The following is a 16,414-nucleotide window of genomic DNA, read 5'->3' on the forward strand; positions in this document are numbered from 1 at the left end:
GCAACTCTGAAAAAGTACCAGCACCTGCGATAATCCAGCCACGAATTATCCAAATGGGAAATTGCTATGCCATCACTCAGCTTTTCAGATGCAGGGAGCCAAACCAAGCGCAAATAAGCTCGGCGAAAAATTTTCTGGCTAAGATGAATGCCCTACTGAGCTGGATACAGACGGAAAAACCGATTCGGTGATACTCCTTCAAATTCCTCAGAGGTCGTACCCCCTATCCGTTATCGGCCATGCTACGGATCCACTGCAGGCGACTATTTTATAGCCTCAGCGATCCCGGTATGGAAGATTCTGCCTATGAAATTGCCGCCATACACCGGCTCGCCGACATCACCCTAGTGTAGTGTCTTGAATAAAACCTATATTAAAAAAGCACCTCAAGATGTTCACAGCGAGGCGCCGCTCGCAGGCAATGGCCACTCCCTTATCAAGAGCTGGAACGAAGCGATGGGCATATTGAGGGATTCTCAAGGAGTGGGACGCCGTTGGCTGAACTTAACGTAGAGTTGCGAAGTGAATTCGGCGGCCCATTTAAATATGCGTTTTATTTGAGACACTAACTAGATACCGTTCCAGTTGAAACCACTATTCTCAACGTTCGCCATTTACTGGAAGAACATCCACCGGGTCAAAAGATCTTTGATCGCATCAATGCAGCCCTTGATAAACAAGAACTGACCTTCAAAGAAAGCACTCTCTAGGATGCCGCGTTCGTTGCTGCCCTAGCCTCGACTCAAAGCCAGAACAACATCCTGCCCCAGAGATGCATCAGATCGAAAAAGCAATGAATCGTATTCCGGAATGACATTGTATCTTGGCTTGGACAGTGCGCATAGCTTGGAAGAGAACAATCTGGAACTTAGGATGAAAACCATCACAACACAGATAAGAGCGATAGCAGAACACAGGCCCTTTAAAATCAAACGGATGTTAGGTTATAGCAAAGTTCGTTATCGCGGTTTGGCCAGGAATACGAACAGGCGGTATCTGTTGTGTATTTTTGTCAATGTAATGAATCTGAAATCGTTACCGATATAAGGTTGGTGTTCCTGGAGTCAGATTTCTGACCACGATTTAAATCATATTGGTCAAATAACAGGGCAATTATGCGCCAAGTTAAAGTTTGTTCTGAGCAGTATGAATGACTGACCATGCTTAAGGGCAGCGAAAGGTAGTAGCTCTAAAGCAACCAAGCATAAGGCTCTTTTCCATTACATACGCCAACACTGACAAATTGAGAAAAGAAACTGTTATTTTTGCACTCCCCAAAACAACTGCTATGCTTTTTTAACATGAATAAAATAGATGAAAAACATGCTACGCCTGAAGTATTGACTCTAGTTATCACCTTATAGGTACGCCAAGTCAGTGATGACTTTAGAAGTATGATGATGCTAGATAGTGAACAGGACTACATATCTTCTTAAGCATCATAATAGATTAACAAATCAGAATTTTTAGTCTGATTCAATATTTATTAATAGTACAGGGTGAATGAGAAAGCTAATCAAAATAATTCACTCTACGTTGCTGAATTTCGGAGAAATATATGTGTAGTTCACTTTTACGCAACACATTTTTATTACTTTTTATGTTTTTAAGTTTATCTTTTTTACCGACGGCTAATGCAGCACCAGTAAAAGGCTCACACGTTAAAATATATATCTCAAGTCTTCCTTATCTTTATACATCCCATGCTGTAAATGGATCACTTTTAAGACCCGCGAATAATGAACGTGGCTGGGAATACTATATGGCCACATCCCATTTTCAAATTAGCGATACCGTCTATGAATTTAAGTTACGTCAAGGTGTTCAGTTTCAAGATGGAACGCCATTTAATGCTGATTCAGTCATTGAAAATATGGAGTACTTTAAAAAGAAACCTTTTTTGTTTAGCAAAATTAACACTGTATATGACCATACGGAAAAAATTGACGATTATACAGTAAGGTTCTATTTAAAAGAAAAATACGGAACATTCCTGAATGATGTAATCTGGATTCAATTTTATACAACAAAATATCTCAAGAAATTTGGCTGGAACGGTAAAGCCACCTGCCCGAATCTGGCTGAAGCCGGTCCTTATGGATTAGGACCTTATATTCTAAGTGAAGGTTATATAGAAGGAGACAGAAAAACAGACAAAGCAGTACTAATTGCTAACCCCAACTACTATGATAAAGATCTAGTGAAAGTAGAAAAATTCACTATTTACACAAAGCTGGACTCCAAGGTTGCATTATCTGATGTCATTGAATCTGAAGGCTTTCTGGATATTATGCCAATCGCATTTTCTGACGTTAAATTAGTCAGTTCTTCTCCTTACGCCAAATTAGTGACAGGGCCATCAACAGATAATATAGCCATTCATATAAATATGGTTAATGGCAACGAAAAACTAAAAGATAAAAACGTTCGTCTTGCTCTAAACAGGGCAATAGATCAGCAACAGTTATTAACTTATGCATTTTCTGGTTATGCTCAAATAAAGCCTACGTTAGCTTCGCCGAATTTTCCTGGTGTTAAAGACGCTGTAAAAAACTTGAAGGCCTATTCAGAAGTTGAGTCACCAAAAGAAATACGGGAAGAACTGAAGAGCATCTTAGGTGGACTAAAACTTAAGGTACTAACACAAGAGAAGTTCATGTTTCTTTGGCGCTCATTAGACCGCGACTTGCGCAAAGTTGGGGTAAAACTTGATTTTGAAATTGTTGATGAGACGACTATTTTTTCACAAGTTCTGTCTACCAATACGGGTAAGAACACAAAGTCCTGGGATTTGATTGTTTGGGGTGATGATGATTGGTACTTCAATCATCCATGGGCGGCAATCTTTGTTTATCAGCCAAACAGTGTTTGGAGTACGATGCCAGCGGATCCTGTAATGGGTAAGTATATTGATGAAATGTTTAAAGAAACCGCCAACACACCACAATTCAGTGAAGTTCTCACTAAAATTATTAATCATGTATACGAAAATGCTTATATGCTTGTTGTACCGGCTCCTAACAAGGTTGTTGCAGTCAATAAGAAGGTTTCTTACACCCCATTACCAATGGCTTCTCTTCCATTATGGGAAATTGAGGTGAGTGATAATCACTGGTCGATAAAACAATAACGAAAATACATAGCCACTTGCTTAAATATTTATAAATTTATTTTTATCGAGATAGTAATATGAAAATAAAGTTAAAACTTAGAAGTCAATTGTTACTTGTTTTCTCTTTAATAGGAATATTACCAGTTGCAATTATTGCTACTATTTCAGTAATGAAATCGAGTTCAGCATTGGAAAGCAATGCACTGGAGCAACTAATAAGTTCACGAGATGAGAAAGCGAATCAAATAGAAAGCTATCTTAAGAATGCAGAGAAAGATATTTCTATCCTGTCAAATAGCAGGGATATATATGAGTTGTTCCATGCGTTGCAAGTGTATCAAGAGCTAGAAGAAATTGTTTCTGAAAATGATACGTTTGGCGTGGACAATATAGACTATAAAGGAATTTGGGAAGAAAGAAGTGAAAATCTATTAAAATATGTGGATGTTCTGGGCTATCGTGACCTTTTACTATTATCTGCCGATAAGGGGCACATTATTTATAGTGTAAAAAAAGGTGCGGAACTTGGTTTAAATATTAAAAAGAACTTTGATGAAAAAAACCCTGTCTCAGTTTTATGGAGAAAGGTGTTAGAAACAAAACGTGTGGCGTTTCAAGATTTTACACCCTATAGCTATCGGGATAATAGTCCGAGATCCTTTATTGGCGCGCCAGTGTTTAATTTGCGTGGCGATGTGGTCTCTGTCGTAATTTTAGAGCTTTCCGGAGACGTAATTAATAACATTATGTCTCAGCGTTCTGGGCTCGGAGAAACAGGTGAAACCTATCTCGTTGGTAAAGACAACTTAATGCGCTCAGACTCTTATTTGGATAGCACACGTTATTCTGTTGCTAATGCATTTGCCAATCCAGAAAGTAATAAAACAGAAAGTATCGCAATTAACGCCGCACTGTCCGGTGAAACAGGTTCAAAACTGATCAACAATTATTTAGGACATGAAGTACTGTCTGCTTATGCACCACTAGAATTTGAGGGAGCGACATGGGCGATTGTAGCAGAGAAGTCACGCGGGGAAGCTTTCGCTTCGATAAGTGAAATAAAATGGGCAATCATATTTTCAATGTTGATTACAGCCGCCATCATCATTGTAATAGGTATTGTATTAAGTCGCTCTATTACCAATCCTATTCTTAAAATGACCGAAATTGTGAATCAATTGGCAAGCGGTAATGTTCGTAAGAGAACAAATATAAAACGCTCAGATGAACTTGGAGATATGGCATCGTCGTTAGATAACTTTGCAGAAGAGCTGGAAACAGTTTTTGTTAGTAGTTTAGAAAAAATATCTGAAGGTGATTTGACAGGCAATTTAACGTCTAACGGCCAACAGGATGTCATCACCAATGCATTGATAAAAACAAATGCCGATCTAAAAAGTGTCGTTACTGATATTTCAGGTTATACCAATAGCATCGTTGAGCAAAGCAATAAGGTAATGCTTTCCAGCGAAACAATATTGTCTAATACGGCAAGTTCTGAACAATCAGTACAGTCAATTTCAGTAGCAATAGTTGAGGTAAACGAGCAAGTCAAGATTACGGCCAATACGGCTAAGGAGGCTGATGAAATGGGCCAAAAAGCGAAGCAGTCAGCGTTGCTTGGGAGTGACCTTGTTAGCAGGACCGTGTCAGCTATGAATGATATCAGAGAAGCTAGCAGTAATATTTCTTCTATTCTTTCTGCGATAGAAAACATTGCAAATCAAACGAATCTGTTAGCCTTAAATGCGGCGATTGAGGCTGCCAGAGCAGGCGAAACAGGCAGAGGTTTTGCTGTGGTTGCCGATGAAGTTCGTGCGTTGGCAGCACAAAGTACCAAAGCGGCAAGTGAAACAGCCAAGCTAATTGAAGTGGTGGTTGAAAAAACACAAGTAGGAGCAGAAGTTTCTGAAAGCTCGTCTGAGAGCCTTAAAGAAATAGTTGATTCTATTGAAGTGGTATGCGACTTGATGGGTAATATTGCTATTGCTTCCGAAGAGCAGGCCAGAACCATTGATGATACGAGTAACAATTTAAATCGTATAGCGGCTAAAAATGTTGAAACAACATCAGAAGCTAAAGAGGGCGCCGGTACTTCTCAGAAACTAACAGAGATGTCGTCTGGACTTAAAGGCATTGTGGAGAAATTTATCCTCAGTCCCGACTCTACTCATTCTAACCACGGTTTGTAAGTGTCTGGCGGGGCTTGCTACGCGAGCCTCTGTTCAGTATGACCATCGACTACCACCCCAGATATAAGTGACATCACCACACTTGAGTTGGAGCGCGGGGGGTAAATTGCCCATGCAACCAGTTAGGGGCGACTGAATGCAATAACCGTGTTGATCTATTCGGCGTTTTTAGGGGCTGTAGCCAATATTTAAAACGACTGTGATGTACGTCAAAGACAGTGCACAAACAACGGGTGCTGTAGCTCTTTTTCAGTCGCTGAATCAGCACACACCTTTCATCGAGTCGGGCATCAAGAGAGCGGTCGCCTTTTTTAGAATTTCATTCTCTTCACTTATCCGTTTGACTTGTCGCTCGAGTGCTTTAATCCGTTTTTGATCTTCTGTCATTGAATTCGCAGAGATAGCGCCACCGCTTAACTCTTGTCGAAGTTGGTGACCCCAGTGATCCATGGTTGATTTGCCGACATTCATGGCGTCTGCGGCTTCCAAAACTGAATATCCTTGATTCACAACAAGCTGGGCTAATTCTAACTTATATTCGTCACTGAAAACGACGACAAGATTTCTGACTCATACATCCACCTGTTTTCATTATGATGATAATATCACCTCTTAACAGGTGGCCAAATTCACGATGAATGGTATATCGTCTTTGAGTGGGATGATTGAGTCATGCCGACAGCCCAAAAAGAAGTTACCGTGAGCTCATCAATTAGAAACGTAAGTATAAACTTTCCGGAAGAAGGTCTCTGCACTGGGTGTGAAGTTGAGGACTTAGATGGAAATAAGTATTTGCTTAGAAAACACCCGTTGATGGCGGAATCGGTTCAGTACGGAGACCTAATTGAAGCCATGGCTGAATCGCCTGACCAGACACGTTTTATAAGAGTTATTGAAGGATCTAAAGTCACAATGCACGAATATATTCCATCCAAAGACATCATCGCACCAGCCAGCTGGTGCTGGCGGCATTCATTGTAATCTCTTAGGTGTATTAGAATTTGATAGACATAAAAGGGTTTTTAGTTGCAATTATTCCAATCGCGTTGTCACCCGGTGCAAGTTTCACTCTTGCCATCTCGAATATCTCAATCGCCGGGTTGCGAAGTGCATTCAATGTAATTTGGGGTACAGGGCTGGGTATTATCATCCATGGCCTACTCGTTGGTTTAGGCATATCTGCATTCATAGTTAAAAGCCCACTTACGATGAGTGTGCTTCAAATTATTGGCATTTTATTCTTAGGCTGGTTAGGCGTTAAGTTGATCTTATCCGGAATATCTTCTTTTAGGAAGGTAACGGTTCAAAGTGGCACACTGGCTGGTTTTAGAGAGGCCTTACTCCTAAATCTACTCAATGCGAAAGCAATAATACTGTATCTGACGGTCGTTCCTAACTTTGCGGGTACAGAGTTCATTAATTATGTTGTTTTGTCGTCTTTGCATGTAGCGTTGATGGCTGCATGGATTATAACTATTGGCTTGTTCATCAAGATTGCTAAAAAGGCAGTACGATTGAATGTGTTAAGTGGGGTAATAAACTCAATTGGAGGAGTGTTTTTAATCATCGTCACATGCAATACCGCTATCGGCTTATACAATTAACAAACACACGTAGTAGCTTGAATGGCACTTTGCTCCATTTAACGAGTCATCGGAAGTGCAAAAAAAACAACCTCATTGCGGACGTTAATGATACTTAAAGTAGGTATCCCGTTAAGTTTCAGAAGTAGAACCAGTCGACTGTTTTGGCCGTGACACTTGCTTGTATCGCTTAGAGCTAAAACCTACAATTCTCCATCGAGTGATCTTCTCATACTATGTCGGATTCATATTTTTAAACTTTATTCCAAGAGCAACAATCTGGGAGCAAAAAAACTGTAATGATAAATTTTAATGGAGTTATTGGTGTATTGGTGCTGTTAATGCCATTCTTTGGTGTCGCCCATGCCAATGAAGCGGACGGAGAAGCGCCAGGGTTTTCCCGAAATGAAGTGCAAGAAATTATCCGTCAGGCACAGGAAATTCAAACGCCGCGAGGTGTCAATGAATTGAAAGAGATCGAGATAGGCGGCGTTAAACAGTGGATCTCCGTTCGCGGACGTGACCGCCGAAATCCAGTCCTTCTTTTCATTCATGGCGGGCCAGGAACGACCGAAATGCCGGTGAGCTGGTTTTATCAATCGCCTTTAGAAGATTACTTTACCGTTGTCCAATGGGATCAACGCGGAAGCGGAAAGTCGGTGGCGTCCAACGATCAGGCAGCGGTTATTCCGACAATTACCTTTGAGCGTATGGTCGAGGATGGAGAGGAAGTTGTCTCCTATCTGCGGCGCGAATATGAAAAAGAAAAGATCTTTGTACTCGGTCATTCGTGGGGCACTTTGATCGGCCTGGAGACTGCAATCAGGCATCCCAACTGGTTACACGCCTATATCGGAATGGGCCAGGTGATCTCTACGCAGCAGAATGAGATTCTCGGTTACCAATTTGCCCTGGCCGAGGCACGCCGGAACCACAACGAGACCGCTATCGCAGAGCTTGAGTCAATTGCTCCCTATCCTGAGGAAGACGGGACTCTTTCCGTTCAGGAAGTTCTCATTCAGAGAAAGTGGGTCTCATTCTACGGCGGTATGGCCTGGGGACACTCTAATATAGACTACGAATTTGACCTGCGCACGTTATCGCCCGCGTATTCCGAGGCTGATTTGAATGCCGATAGTGAAACGGTAAACGTTGTTCTTAAGCTCCTTCCTCAGTTAGAAGGTATCGACTACCGGGATACCCGGAATCTCGACGTACCGATATTTCTCTTTGCCGGTCGCCATGATTACGCAACGCCATCTGCCGTGTCCACCGAATGGCTTAAAGCGTTACATGCCCCTACCAAACACATCGTCTGGTTTGAGCACTCAGCCCACATGATGCATATAGAACAACCGGGAAGATTTCTCTTCCACCTTATTCAGGATGTGAGACCGATCGCAGTCAAGGCCGGAGACGCTGCGCCGGAAGATGCACCAGGAGTCGGGTGGTAAATTCATTCCACACAACGCAGGGAGCTTGAGGCAGGGCTATGATAACCCCATGCATAAAAGCTCTCAGCCCTTCTGAGCGGTGCCGACAGCCGCTCATTAGAAGACGCTTGTCGCTGATCGACCTGAATCCTATCCGAGCGAGCGTAGCTTAGTCTCTGGAACATTCCGACCATCCATCCGCTAAAAAAACGGATAAAAACACTCAGAAAAACCGGCCAATTCCACAATACCGCATCAGCCAAAAACGCCACTTCCATGTATTGGCAACCTTCGCGAATTCATGCCACAGACTTGCCCTTTAAATTCAGTGATTATTTGGACTCACTCGTGATGATAGAGATGCTCCTCCCCTCCCCCAACAACACACCTAAAATACTTCGTCGACTGAATTAACGTTGTAATAATCCAAACCTAATGGCCGGAGGCCTTAATAACCTTGGGTTTAAGGATGTAGAGTGCCTAACTGATAACACTCGCTTTCAATTTTCCTGTGAGCAAAGTGTTAGCTGCTTATAGATATGGCTTCCCGGTTGCTCCAACGAGGTTCCCATGGATGTCCTGACTCGGCGGGGTGTCCAGAACGATCTGCCGAGGAACCAATCAGGTTAGACCACGATCAGAAAGCTTGATGCTTGGCACAGCCGTAGTCTCTCCGCCAGTCGTTCGTTCTGAGATATATCGCGCTGGAGGCTTGCCTACAGCCTTACGGAACATCGTGACGAAGCCACTGGCATTTTCGTAACCTAATTCCAGCGCTACCGTCTGCACGCTTTCGCCTTTAGTCAGACGTTGAAGTGCAAGGATCACATGCAGTTGCCGGCGCCAACGCCCGAAGTTCATGCCGATTTCGTGCTGTAGAAGCCGACTCATGCTTCGCTCGCTCATGCCAATGCGGGTAGCCCAATCGCCCTTCAACGTTTTATCGGTGGGGTCAGCCAGTAGCATCTCCGCAAGCCGACGCAATCGTGGATCTCGCGGCATCGGCAAATGGAGGTCTTCTACCGGAGCCACCGCCAACTCATCCAGCAAGGTGGCGATCAGTCGGTCTTCCCGACTCCCTGGCGCATACAATTCAGGAAAACCGACCACCTTCAGGAGCAACTCGCGTAGCAGTGGCGATACCGAAATCGTGCAGCAGGTTTTTGGAAGATCCGGTGCGGCATCGGGCTCGACGAATAAGCAATAACACTCCGTTTCACCCGATCCCCGGGCCGAGTGAGGCAAGTTTCCCGGTATCCATACAGCGCACTGCGGCGGCACGATCCAGACGCCGTCTTCGATTTCGCAGCTGAGAATGCCGCGAACAGAGTAAAGCAGTTGCGCTTTATGATGTTGATGACTCGCATGTTCCCAGTCCTGCGTTACCGATGTGGCACTCAAAGCGACAGCAGGCCGGGGAACATTATCAACGTCTCGGGTGGTGATCAGGTCGGTGATTGCAGTGCTGGACATAGTAAGTTCTGAACCTCAGATCGAAGAAGAGGTATCTTGGCCGAATTGAAAAATATTATGGCTAAATTATGCAATGACGTCCAGCCGCCCCCCAGGTATCTTAGGATTACCCATACTGGCCGTTCTGTTTGATGGGATCTGGGCTCCTCATGACTTGGAGAGACTCCATTTTTCCAATGAGGCATGGCTGCCAGCAATTTCTTGTTATGTTCTGTAGGAGTATTGGTATGCAGATTAATGCCTCGCAGTTCCCCCTGGTCTGGATGCGATTCAACGCGCCGGGCACTGATCCCGAAGCCTCGCCTTTTGCCGAATTCGAGGCATTGCTCGCACGTAAGGAAACCTTCGTTCTGCTCAACGACGAGGGACTTGAGAAAGGCGATCACGAACATTCGCCGGAAGAAAAGAAGCAAACCTCGCTCTGGATGAAACGCCACAAGAGCGAATTGAAAGCCTTCGTTAAAGCAGCGATCTACATTGAGCCAAATATTGCCAAACGAATGGCGACTAAAGCATTCGCCTCAGTGTACGAGAAGTTCTGGGGCTATCCTATGCTCATGGTGGCCACCAAGGACGATGCACTGACTCTGGCACAGCAGTTCTTATCAAACGAACAGGTAGATGCAAGGGCACGCTAAGCCCGACTGAAGACAAGGATGGTCTCATCAATCGCCGCCCAATTGGTTTCGGGTAAATTTGGACAGTATCGATGAATGGATGAATGGATGAATGGCATTTCACGCTGCTAGATTTCCACGACTAGCTTTTATTTGCAGGATTGGCGGCAGCTATTTTAACGATATGACTTAGGGCGGTTCTGATTTTCTTATCATAAAGGCCCTCAGCTTTTGGGATGTCAGAGCACATCGATTTTAGACGCAGGTTTGCCCACTATCTAATCCTATATGCCTGTAATTTGGGGGGTTATCCCAAACGACCATGGGCTCCGAACTATTATGTGATCGTCAACGAAGCCCCCGATAAAAACAAACTCAGCCTGCTCAATTCCCGCAACGATGGCGGGTCATTTCATGACGCCACCAGGGTGGTTTTGGGAGGGATTACCCTCCGCCGTGCGGAAGCGCTGACTATTTCTAAAGTGGTTAAAGCTGAAGGAGAAATTATTGGTCATGTTGCAATTTCTCCAGTCACTCTCTCAACTGGTGCAACTGGCTGGTTTGGGCTTGGGCCAATATCTATTCTTCCTCAATTTCAAGGGCTCGGTATTGGATCTCAGTTAATGCAGAGCGCTCTAGCCGCGCTTGAGGAAATAGATGCATCTGGCTGCGTGGTACTCGGAGGCCCTGCTTATTATGGTCGCTTGGGGTTCAAGGTTATAGGTGGGCTGGTCTTTCCCGGTGTGCCTGCAGAGTATTTTCAGGCGCTATCGTTTTCCGGTGAGTTCCCAAAAAGGGGACGTTGCTTACCATGAGGCATTCTCAGCTAAGCGTCAACAAGTCAAAGCACGCGGGTACAGCAAAATGCGCAGGTGTTTGAGGGGTTAAGTTTCTCAGAGAGATTCGTGCGATGAATGAGAAGAAATTTCCGAATAAAAAAGTCTAAAGAAAAGCTAATTTCTACAACTGGCATTGTACTTACATCTGTTTCTCTGATGAGCGATGTTCACAATACATCATTACCTATTCCAACAGTTCAGATCTGGATTTTGATGATCCCGATTATTCAAAAATGGCAATGGTAATATCCCTTGAGGCCAAATTGGCTACATTCATTGGGGGTAGAGTAAAATTGAATCGACTCCCTAGCCAATCCCTCTTCATATTATTCTTTTCTATCTTAAGGTATGCGAGAAAAGAGTCTCCAGGCCACGTCGTCCGTGGGTTTCTATTCTAGGCTATGCCGAACATACCATCCAACGAGGTAGCAATCGCCAACCCATCTTTTGCCCGCCATGAACGTATTATAGGTTACTTGATTTAACTCCATGATCTTTTATGTAACATTAAATGTATCATGAGTTGAAGCTCTTTGGTTTTAATGTTACTTTAAAAGTTACAAGAAAAGAGTATTGCGACTAAACCACAGATAGACTCATTGTAGAGAGCGATTAAATATGACAAATACTTCAAAAGCATTTTGGGAAGCACATTATTCGAAGCTGGTAAAACCTTCCAGCGGCAAGCCTTCAAAATTGCTGGAACATTTTACAGAAGGGCGTGTTCCTGCGCGCGCGCTGGACATCGGATGTTCGCGTGGTGACGATGCCATCTGGTTAGCAAAGCAAGGCTGGCAAGTCACTGGTGTTGATATTTCAGAAACCGCATTGCAGGTAGCGCGGGATAAAACGCGCGAAGTCGGCCTGTCTGGTCAGACTAATTTTGAGTGCCATGATCTGAATACCAGTTTTCCCGAGGGAGAGTTCGACCTGATTTCTGCAATGTACTTGCATTCTCCGGCTGAATATACGTTTCACCGAGTGGCAACACTACAACGCGCAGCAGCATCAACAGCCAGTGGTGGTTTGCTGTTAATTGTTGCTCATGGCTCACACGCCCCATGGTCTTGGGCCGACCCTGAATTTAAGTACCCTACTGCTGAGGAAGAGCTGAAATCACTGTCATTAGATGACACTCGTTGGAAGCAGCTTTTTGTCGGCCCTATTGAGCGCCAGGCAATTGGGCCGAACGGTGAAACTGCAACCGTCACCGATTCCGTTATCGCATTAGAACGAACTTAAAAAATGAGCGCTCACGGAGGTTATCAGATGTCATTTTTAAAGTATTTGAGCGTGATTGCGTTATCTACAATCATGTCTGTATCCGTTGCCCAAACGACCATAAAAGACGAGACCATTGCAGTGGGCAAGCAAAGTGTACGTTACTTATCGGCTGGTGATAGAGGGATACCAGTTATACTGCTGCATGGCTGGCCACAAAGTGCGGATGAATGGCGTGATGTCATACCTGCGTTGGCTGAAAAGTATCGTGTGTTTGCTCCCGACCTCAGTGGTATTGGAGGTACTACTGCGGTAAGAAACGACTGGAGTAAAGCAGCGCTTGCGCAAGATGTCCATAGGTTTGCCAAAGCGCTGAAGCTGGATAAACCACTGCTGGTTGGTCACGATATTGGCGGTATGGTGGCTTATGCTTATGCTCGTCAGTTCGCTGATGATCTTACTGCTGTTGCCATACTTGATGTACCTATTCCTGGACTCGCTCCTTGGCAAACTGTTGCCACCAGCTCTCATGCTTGGCACTTTGACTTCCATCGTCAGGAAGGATTGGCCGAAACATTAGTCGCGGGTCAGGAAGCGGTTTACATCCGTTACTTCATTAATAAAGTAGCGGCTAATCCAAAGGCCATTAGCGACGCAGATGTAGCCGTTTATGCTGAAGCTTATGGCACGAAGGAGAAACTGACAGCAGGTTTTGAGTTATATCGTGCTTTTTCACGGGACGCCGATTTCTTTCAAGCGCAGAGCTCAACACTCGATTTGCCATTGCTGATTGTTGGCGCTCAGTATTCCACGCAGGCATTGCTACCTTTGATGGAAAAGTCTTTTCGGGCGCAAGGGGTAAGCAATATAGAAACGGCTGCGATAGAAAACTCAGGCCATTGGATCAGCGAAGAACAGCCGGATAAAACTGCTGAAGTGTTACTGACTTTTTTTGAGAAAATAATATTGAGTCAATAATGAGTGTCACGGATTTTTCACAATATATATTGTGTGCTTCGGAAAAGTTATAATTTCAAGATGAAGATGAAGCGATTGTAATCTTGTGAAATTGAATAATTGTGGTCAGAGTAAAGTTAAATATCAGCAAAAAGAATCGTTACCTAATTTAGAAACTATCTGTCGACATTCAACGCATTCAATAAGGCCCATACCTTTGTGGCTGGTTGATAAATACACTTTAAATATATGCAGTATATTTTAGTTGGAAAAAGGAGTTTCCAGATTTCAACAAATCAATTTATTCCGTACGCCTTCTCCTTTTTAGAAAATTCATTTCCTGCTGTGTTCTTAGGGCGTTTTTATGTGGAGATAATTTTGTTACTTTCTTAGAGTGGGGTCTTATCAATTTTTAGAAGAAAAGTGAGCAAATAGGTTTAAAGATACAAATATAAATAGCAGTCGTGTTAAATTGTGCTTAACGAATACCAAGATAATTAGCGGAAAATCTCGCTAATTAAGAAGTTATATTGTGAAAATATATCTCTGAAGAATAAGTTATTACTTATGAGTACTGGATCTATTTTTTTATTTCATTGCTATTCACGTGGCAGACTTATTCAAAGGCATCTTCATTAAGTGATAGTTTGAGGCAAGATGCCGTTATTGATCTCATAGAGTCAGCTATATCAATACTTGAACTAAATACTCATATCGCCGGAGAACAAATTCAAACTTACGTCGAAAAAACCTCGATGTAACAAATTACGTAGCGTCTCATCTGTTTGGGAATCTGACCTTATCGCCTGCTTTGTCTAGAGAGCAAATCTCGGGTTAATAAAAGTTGCAACAAAGTGGCAATGGCGGTACAACAATGAAAGGCAAAATACGGCAATAGGCGGAAATACCTCCAACAAACTATTGTAGGGCGCATAACTTTCTACGAATAACTGCGGTTTAAAATGGGGGGATTACCATGCCAATTCAACAGTACAAAACTGCGGACCACTGTCGTGTCCGCAGTTTTAGGCGTTATGTGTAAACCAGGATTGGAGTAATGAAAATTTATCTGGATGATGAAAGAGAAACACCCGAAGGGTGGAAAAGAGTCTATTGGCCCGAAGAAGCAATCGAACTCTTAAAATCGGGGCAAGTGGAAGAAATAAGCCTTGATCATGATCTTGGCGATGACGAACACGGAACAGGCTACGATGTTGTGCTTTGGATAGAAGAACAAGTTTTAGTTCATAATTTTGTTCCACCTAGAATAAAAGTACACTCGGCCAACTCGCCTGCTCGTCAAAAAATGGAATTGGGAATCACTAATATTTATGCAAATAGTAAAAACACATAACAAGGCAATGAAAATCGGCCACAAAAACGTGAAGTGGACTCGCTAACGCTTGCCTTTTATTGCGGCGTTCAGGCTGCAGGAAGACCTCAGCGTATTTTTCTGACCGTGCTGTACGTAAAATTTCGAAGAAAGTTAAGGCTGAAAGCTATGCAGAATTCACGTAGAAGTGTATTTGGAAGGTCGTATTTTGTTCAATTTTAGAGGATGTGAAAATCTCAGAGTTTTTCTACAACCTCGTTAGGGCTCCAGTTGAATGAAATTCATACGAGTGATCTTAAAGGTATTTTTCGTATTTATATTTGTAATAGGCGCATTTGTAACTTTGATGGTAGGTTTAGATTGGTACTACCGTGAACCTCTAGAGGCGTACTGTAAAAATATTGCTGCTGATGCTACGCCGATTGAGGTATGGAATGACGCAAAAGAAAATAGCTTTTTCGTATTTTCATTTCAAGAAAGCGATGACCGGATAGCGATCTTAAATCATAAATCGTTTATCTTTCGATATCAGTGTGAAGTTAAATTTGAAAAAGGTTTGTATGCTTCATATAGCTTTATCTCTGCTGACTAGAAAATTTAATTTCCAGTACAGCCCTAACAATACATGCCAACGGAAAGTTTTACTGTGAAATAATATATGCATGAATTTGAGAACCTATTACCGATAGCTTTTATTTCTCTGTTCAGTCTTGGCGCGCTTCTGATAGCTCTGAGAGTACTAATAGCAAAAAGGATAGAGAGAATGCACCCTTATGAGTGGATAAAGCTGGGAAAACCAAAATTGTTCTCTGGCGATCCGGACGTAAATACACGTTTTGTTGCATATCTAAATAAAAAGGAATTTCACCATTTAAACGATAAAAAGTTAGAGAACATCAACCGTTTAGCCGGCATAATCTCTTGGTTAGCAATCCCACTGTTCTTTGTTGTGGTTATACTATTCTTAATTCGCTGGGGAGTTATTTAGAGTTGTGTTGGTAGAAAAACATAACAAATTTGTCCATTTGACGTTTTGGTCTACACTCCGTTTTGGCCTGGCTTCGCCACTTTACGCCAAAACTCCACTACAACCAAAACACAAATGACAAGGTCGTTAGTTTCGAAAGGAAATTTATGAGCGCAAGCATTGAATACTCAGTTATAGGCGATATTTCTTTTGATTCCTTGGAAGAAGTAAACGCTGAGATTGCTCGGATTTCAGGTGACTATGAATGGTATATCGAGCCTGCCATACTAATTGAATCTAGCGGAAGCTTAACCGGAGCTTCTAAGCTTTTTAGATTATTTGATGAAGATGGTGAAGAGCTTGACCCAGCGGATGAGTCGCCCAAAGTAATGAGCGATATCAAACACCTAATAGATGTGCTCACCGATTTTTCAGCGAGGAAAAATATTTCGTGGGAGCTAGCTATTGAAGGAACTCCAATTGGAAACCTGGCTGGTAACGGTCCAGATGAGATCCTGACCCAGACCCTTGGAGAGATGGCGACTGCTTTTGGTGGCGCTTTTGAAACAGAAGTTGAGGTTCCAGTTCAAGAGACTAAACAAAAGAAACCTTGGTGGAAGTTTTGGTAGTAAAACTAACAATCACAGGCTTGGGACTCGTTCCTCGCCCCAACTGTAGTCGTTAGGG

The 16,414-nt window shown here is 43.1% G+C and carries 14 protein-coding genes and 3 pseudogenes; 15 read left to right on the forward strand and 2 right to left on the reverse strand.

Annotated features, from left to right (window positions below; genetic code table 11):
* Positions 1-224: 224 nt before the first annotated feature.
* The 4 genes and pseudogenes from ACQY6I_RS07355 to ACQY6I_RS07370 all read left to right on the forward strand — a co-directional run.
* A pseudogene (locus ACQY6I_RS07355) lies at positions 225-353 on the forward strand (IS5/IS1182 family transposase); the annotation flags it as partial.
* Between the two features lie 216 nt (positions 354-569).
* Positions 570-672: pseudogene (locus ACQY6I_RS07360) on the forward strand (IS5/IS1182 family transposase); the annotation flags it as partial.
* Between the two features lie 886 nt (positions 673-1,558).
* Positions 1,559-3,130: an ABC transporter substrate-binding protein gene (locus tag ACQY6I_RS07365; RefSeq protein WP_428240828.1), complete on the forward strand. Its 1,572-nt coding sequence runs from the start codon at positions 1,559-1,561 to the stop codon at positions 3,128-3,130.
* A gap of 59 nt (positions 3,131-3,189) precedes the next feature.
* Positions 3,190-5,304, forward strand: a complete 2,115-nt coding sequence (locus ACQY6I_RS07370) for a methyl-accepting chemotaxis protein (protein ID WP_428240829.1) — start codon at positions 3,190-3,192, stop codon at positions 5,302-5,304.
* A gap of 261 nt (positions 5,305-5,565) precedes the next feature.
* Here ACQY6I_RS07370 and ACQY6I_RS07375 read toward each other — a convergent pair.
* A pseudogene (locus ACQY6I_RS07375) lies at positions 5,566-5,841 on the reverse strand (transposase); the annotation flags it as partial.
* A 135-nt stretch (positions 5,842-5,976) separates the two neighbouring features.
* Between ACQY6I_RS07375 and ACQY6I_RS07380 the strand changes: the two are divergent.
* From ACQY6I_RS07380 to ACQY6I_RS07390, 3 genes are all read left to right on the forward strand, one after another.
* Positions 5,977-6,285, forward strand: coding sequence for a hypothetical protein (locus ACQY6I_RS07380; RefSeq protein ID WP_428240830.1), 309 nt, complete (start codon positions 5,977-5,979; stop codon positions 6,283-6,285).
* A 20-nt stretch (positions 6,286-6,305) separates the two neighbouring features.
* Entirely contained in the window at positions 6,306-6,908 is a 603-nt protein-coding gene (locus ACQY6I_RS07385; RefSeq protein ID WP_428240831.1) for a LysE family translocator, read from the forward strand.
* 278 nt (positions 6,909-7,186) lie between these two features.
* Complete coding sequence (locus tag ACQY6I_RS07390; protein ID WP_428240832.1) at positions 7,187-8,341, forward strand: alpha/beta fold hydrolase; 1,155 nt, start codon at positions 7,187-7,189, stop codon at positions 8,339-8,341.
* 600 nt (positions 8,342-8,941) lie between these two features.
* On the opposite strand, the gene ACQY6I_RS07395 is transcribed toward ACQY6I_RS07390, so the two are convergent.
* On the reverse strand, positions 8,942-9,793 hold the full coding sequence (locus ACQY6I_RS07395; RefSeq protein ID WP_428240833.1) for an AraC family transcriptional regulator: 852 nt from the start codon (positions 9,791-9,793) through the stop codon (positions 8,942-8,944).
* A 227-nt stretch (positions 9,794-10,020) separates the two neighbouring features.
* Between ACQY6I_RS07395 and ACQY6I_RS07400 the strand changes: the two genes are divergently transcribed.
* The 8 genes from ACQY6I_RS07400 (at position 10,021) to ACQY6I_RS07435 (ending at position 16,356) form a co-directional block, all read left to right on the forward strand.
* Positions 10,021-10,431, forward strand: a complete 411-nt coding sequence (locus tag ACQY6I_RS07400) for a hypothetical protein (protein WP_428240834.1) — start codon at positions 10,021-10,023, stop codon at positions 10,429-10,431.
* A gap of 215 nt (positions 10,432-10,646) precedes the next feature.
* On the forward strand, positions 10,647-11,225 hold the full coding sequence (locus ACQY6I_RS07405; RefSeq protein ID WP_428240835.1) for a GNAT family N-acetyltransferase: 579 nt from the start codon (positions 10,647-10,649) through the stop codon (positions 11,223-11,225).
* Positions 11,226-11,867: 642 nt separating this feature from the next.
* Positions 11,868-12,491 carry a class I SAM-dependent methyltransferase gene (locus tag ACQY6I_RS07410; protein WP_428240836.1) on the forward strand — a complete coding sequence of 208 codons (624 nt, stop codon included), beginning with the start codon at positions 11,868-11,870 and terminating at the stop codon, positions 12,489-12,491.
* A 27-nt stretch (positions 12,492-12,518) separates the two neighbouring features.
* The gene (locus ACQY6I_RS07415) at positions 12,519-13,448 is read left to right on the forward strand and encodes an alpha/beta fold hydrolase (protein ID WP_428240837.1); all 930 of its coding nucleotides are present in this window, start codon (positions 12,519-12,521) and stop codon (positions 13,446-13,448) included.
* A gap of 1,036 nt (positions 13,449-14,484) precedes the next feature.
* Positions 14,485-14,781 (forward strand): cyclic-phosphate processing receiver domain-containing protein, encoded by a 297-nt coding sequence (locus ACQY6I_RS07420; RefSeq protein ID WP_428240838.1) that lies wholly within the window; start codon positions 14,485-14,487, stop codon positions 14,779-14,781.
* Between the two features lie 253 nt (positions 14,782-15,034).
* Positions 15,035-15,352, forward strand: a complete 318-nt coding sequence (locus ACQY6I_RS07425) for a hypothetical protein (protein ID WP_428240839.1) — start codon at positions 15,035-15,037, stop codon at positions 15,350-15,352.
* Between the two features lie 66 nt (positions 15,353-15,418).
* Positions 15,419-15,748 (forward strand): hypothetical protein, encoded by a 330-nt coding sequence (locus ACQY6I_RS07430; protein ID WP_428240840.1) that lies wholly within the window; start codon positions 15,419-15,421, stop codon positions 15,746-15,748.
* Between the two features lie 146 nt (positions 15,749-15,894).
* Positions 15,895-16,356 (forward strand): hypothetical protein, encoded by a 462-nt coding sequence (locus ACQY6I_RS07435; protein WP_428240841.1) that lies wholly within the window; start codon positions 15,895-15,897, stop codon positions 16,354-16,356.
* Positions 16,357-16,414 lie beyond the last annotated feature (58 nt).

This window comes from Gynuella sp., from assembly GCF_050297175.1.
In the GTDB taxonomy this organism is placed as follows: Bacteria; Pseudomonadota; Gammaproteobacteria; order Pseudomonadales; family Natronospirillaceae; genus Gynuella.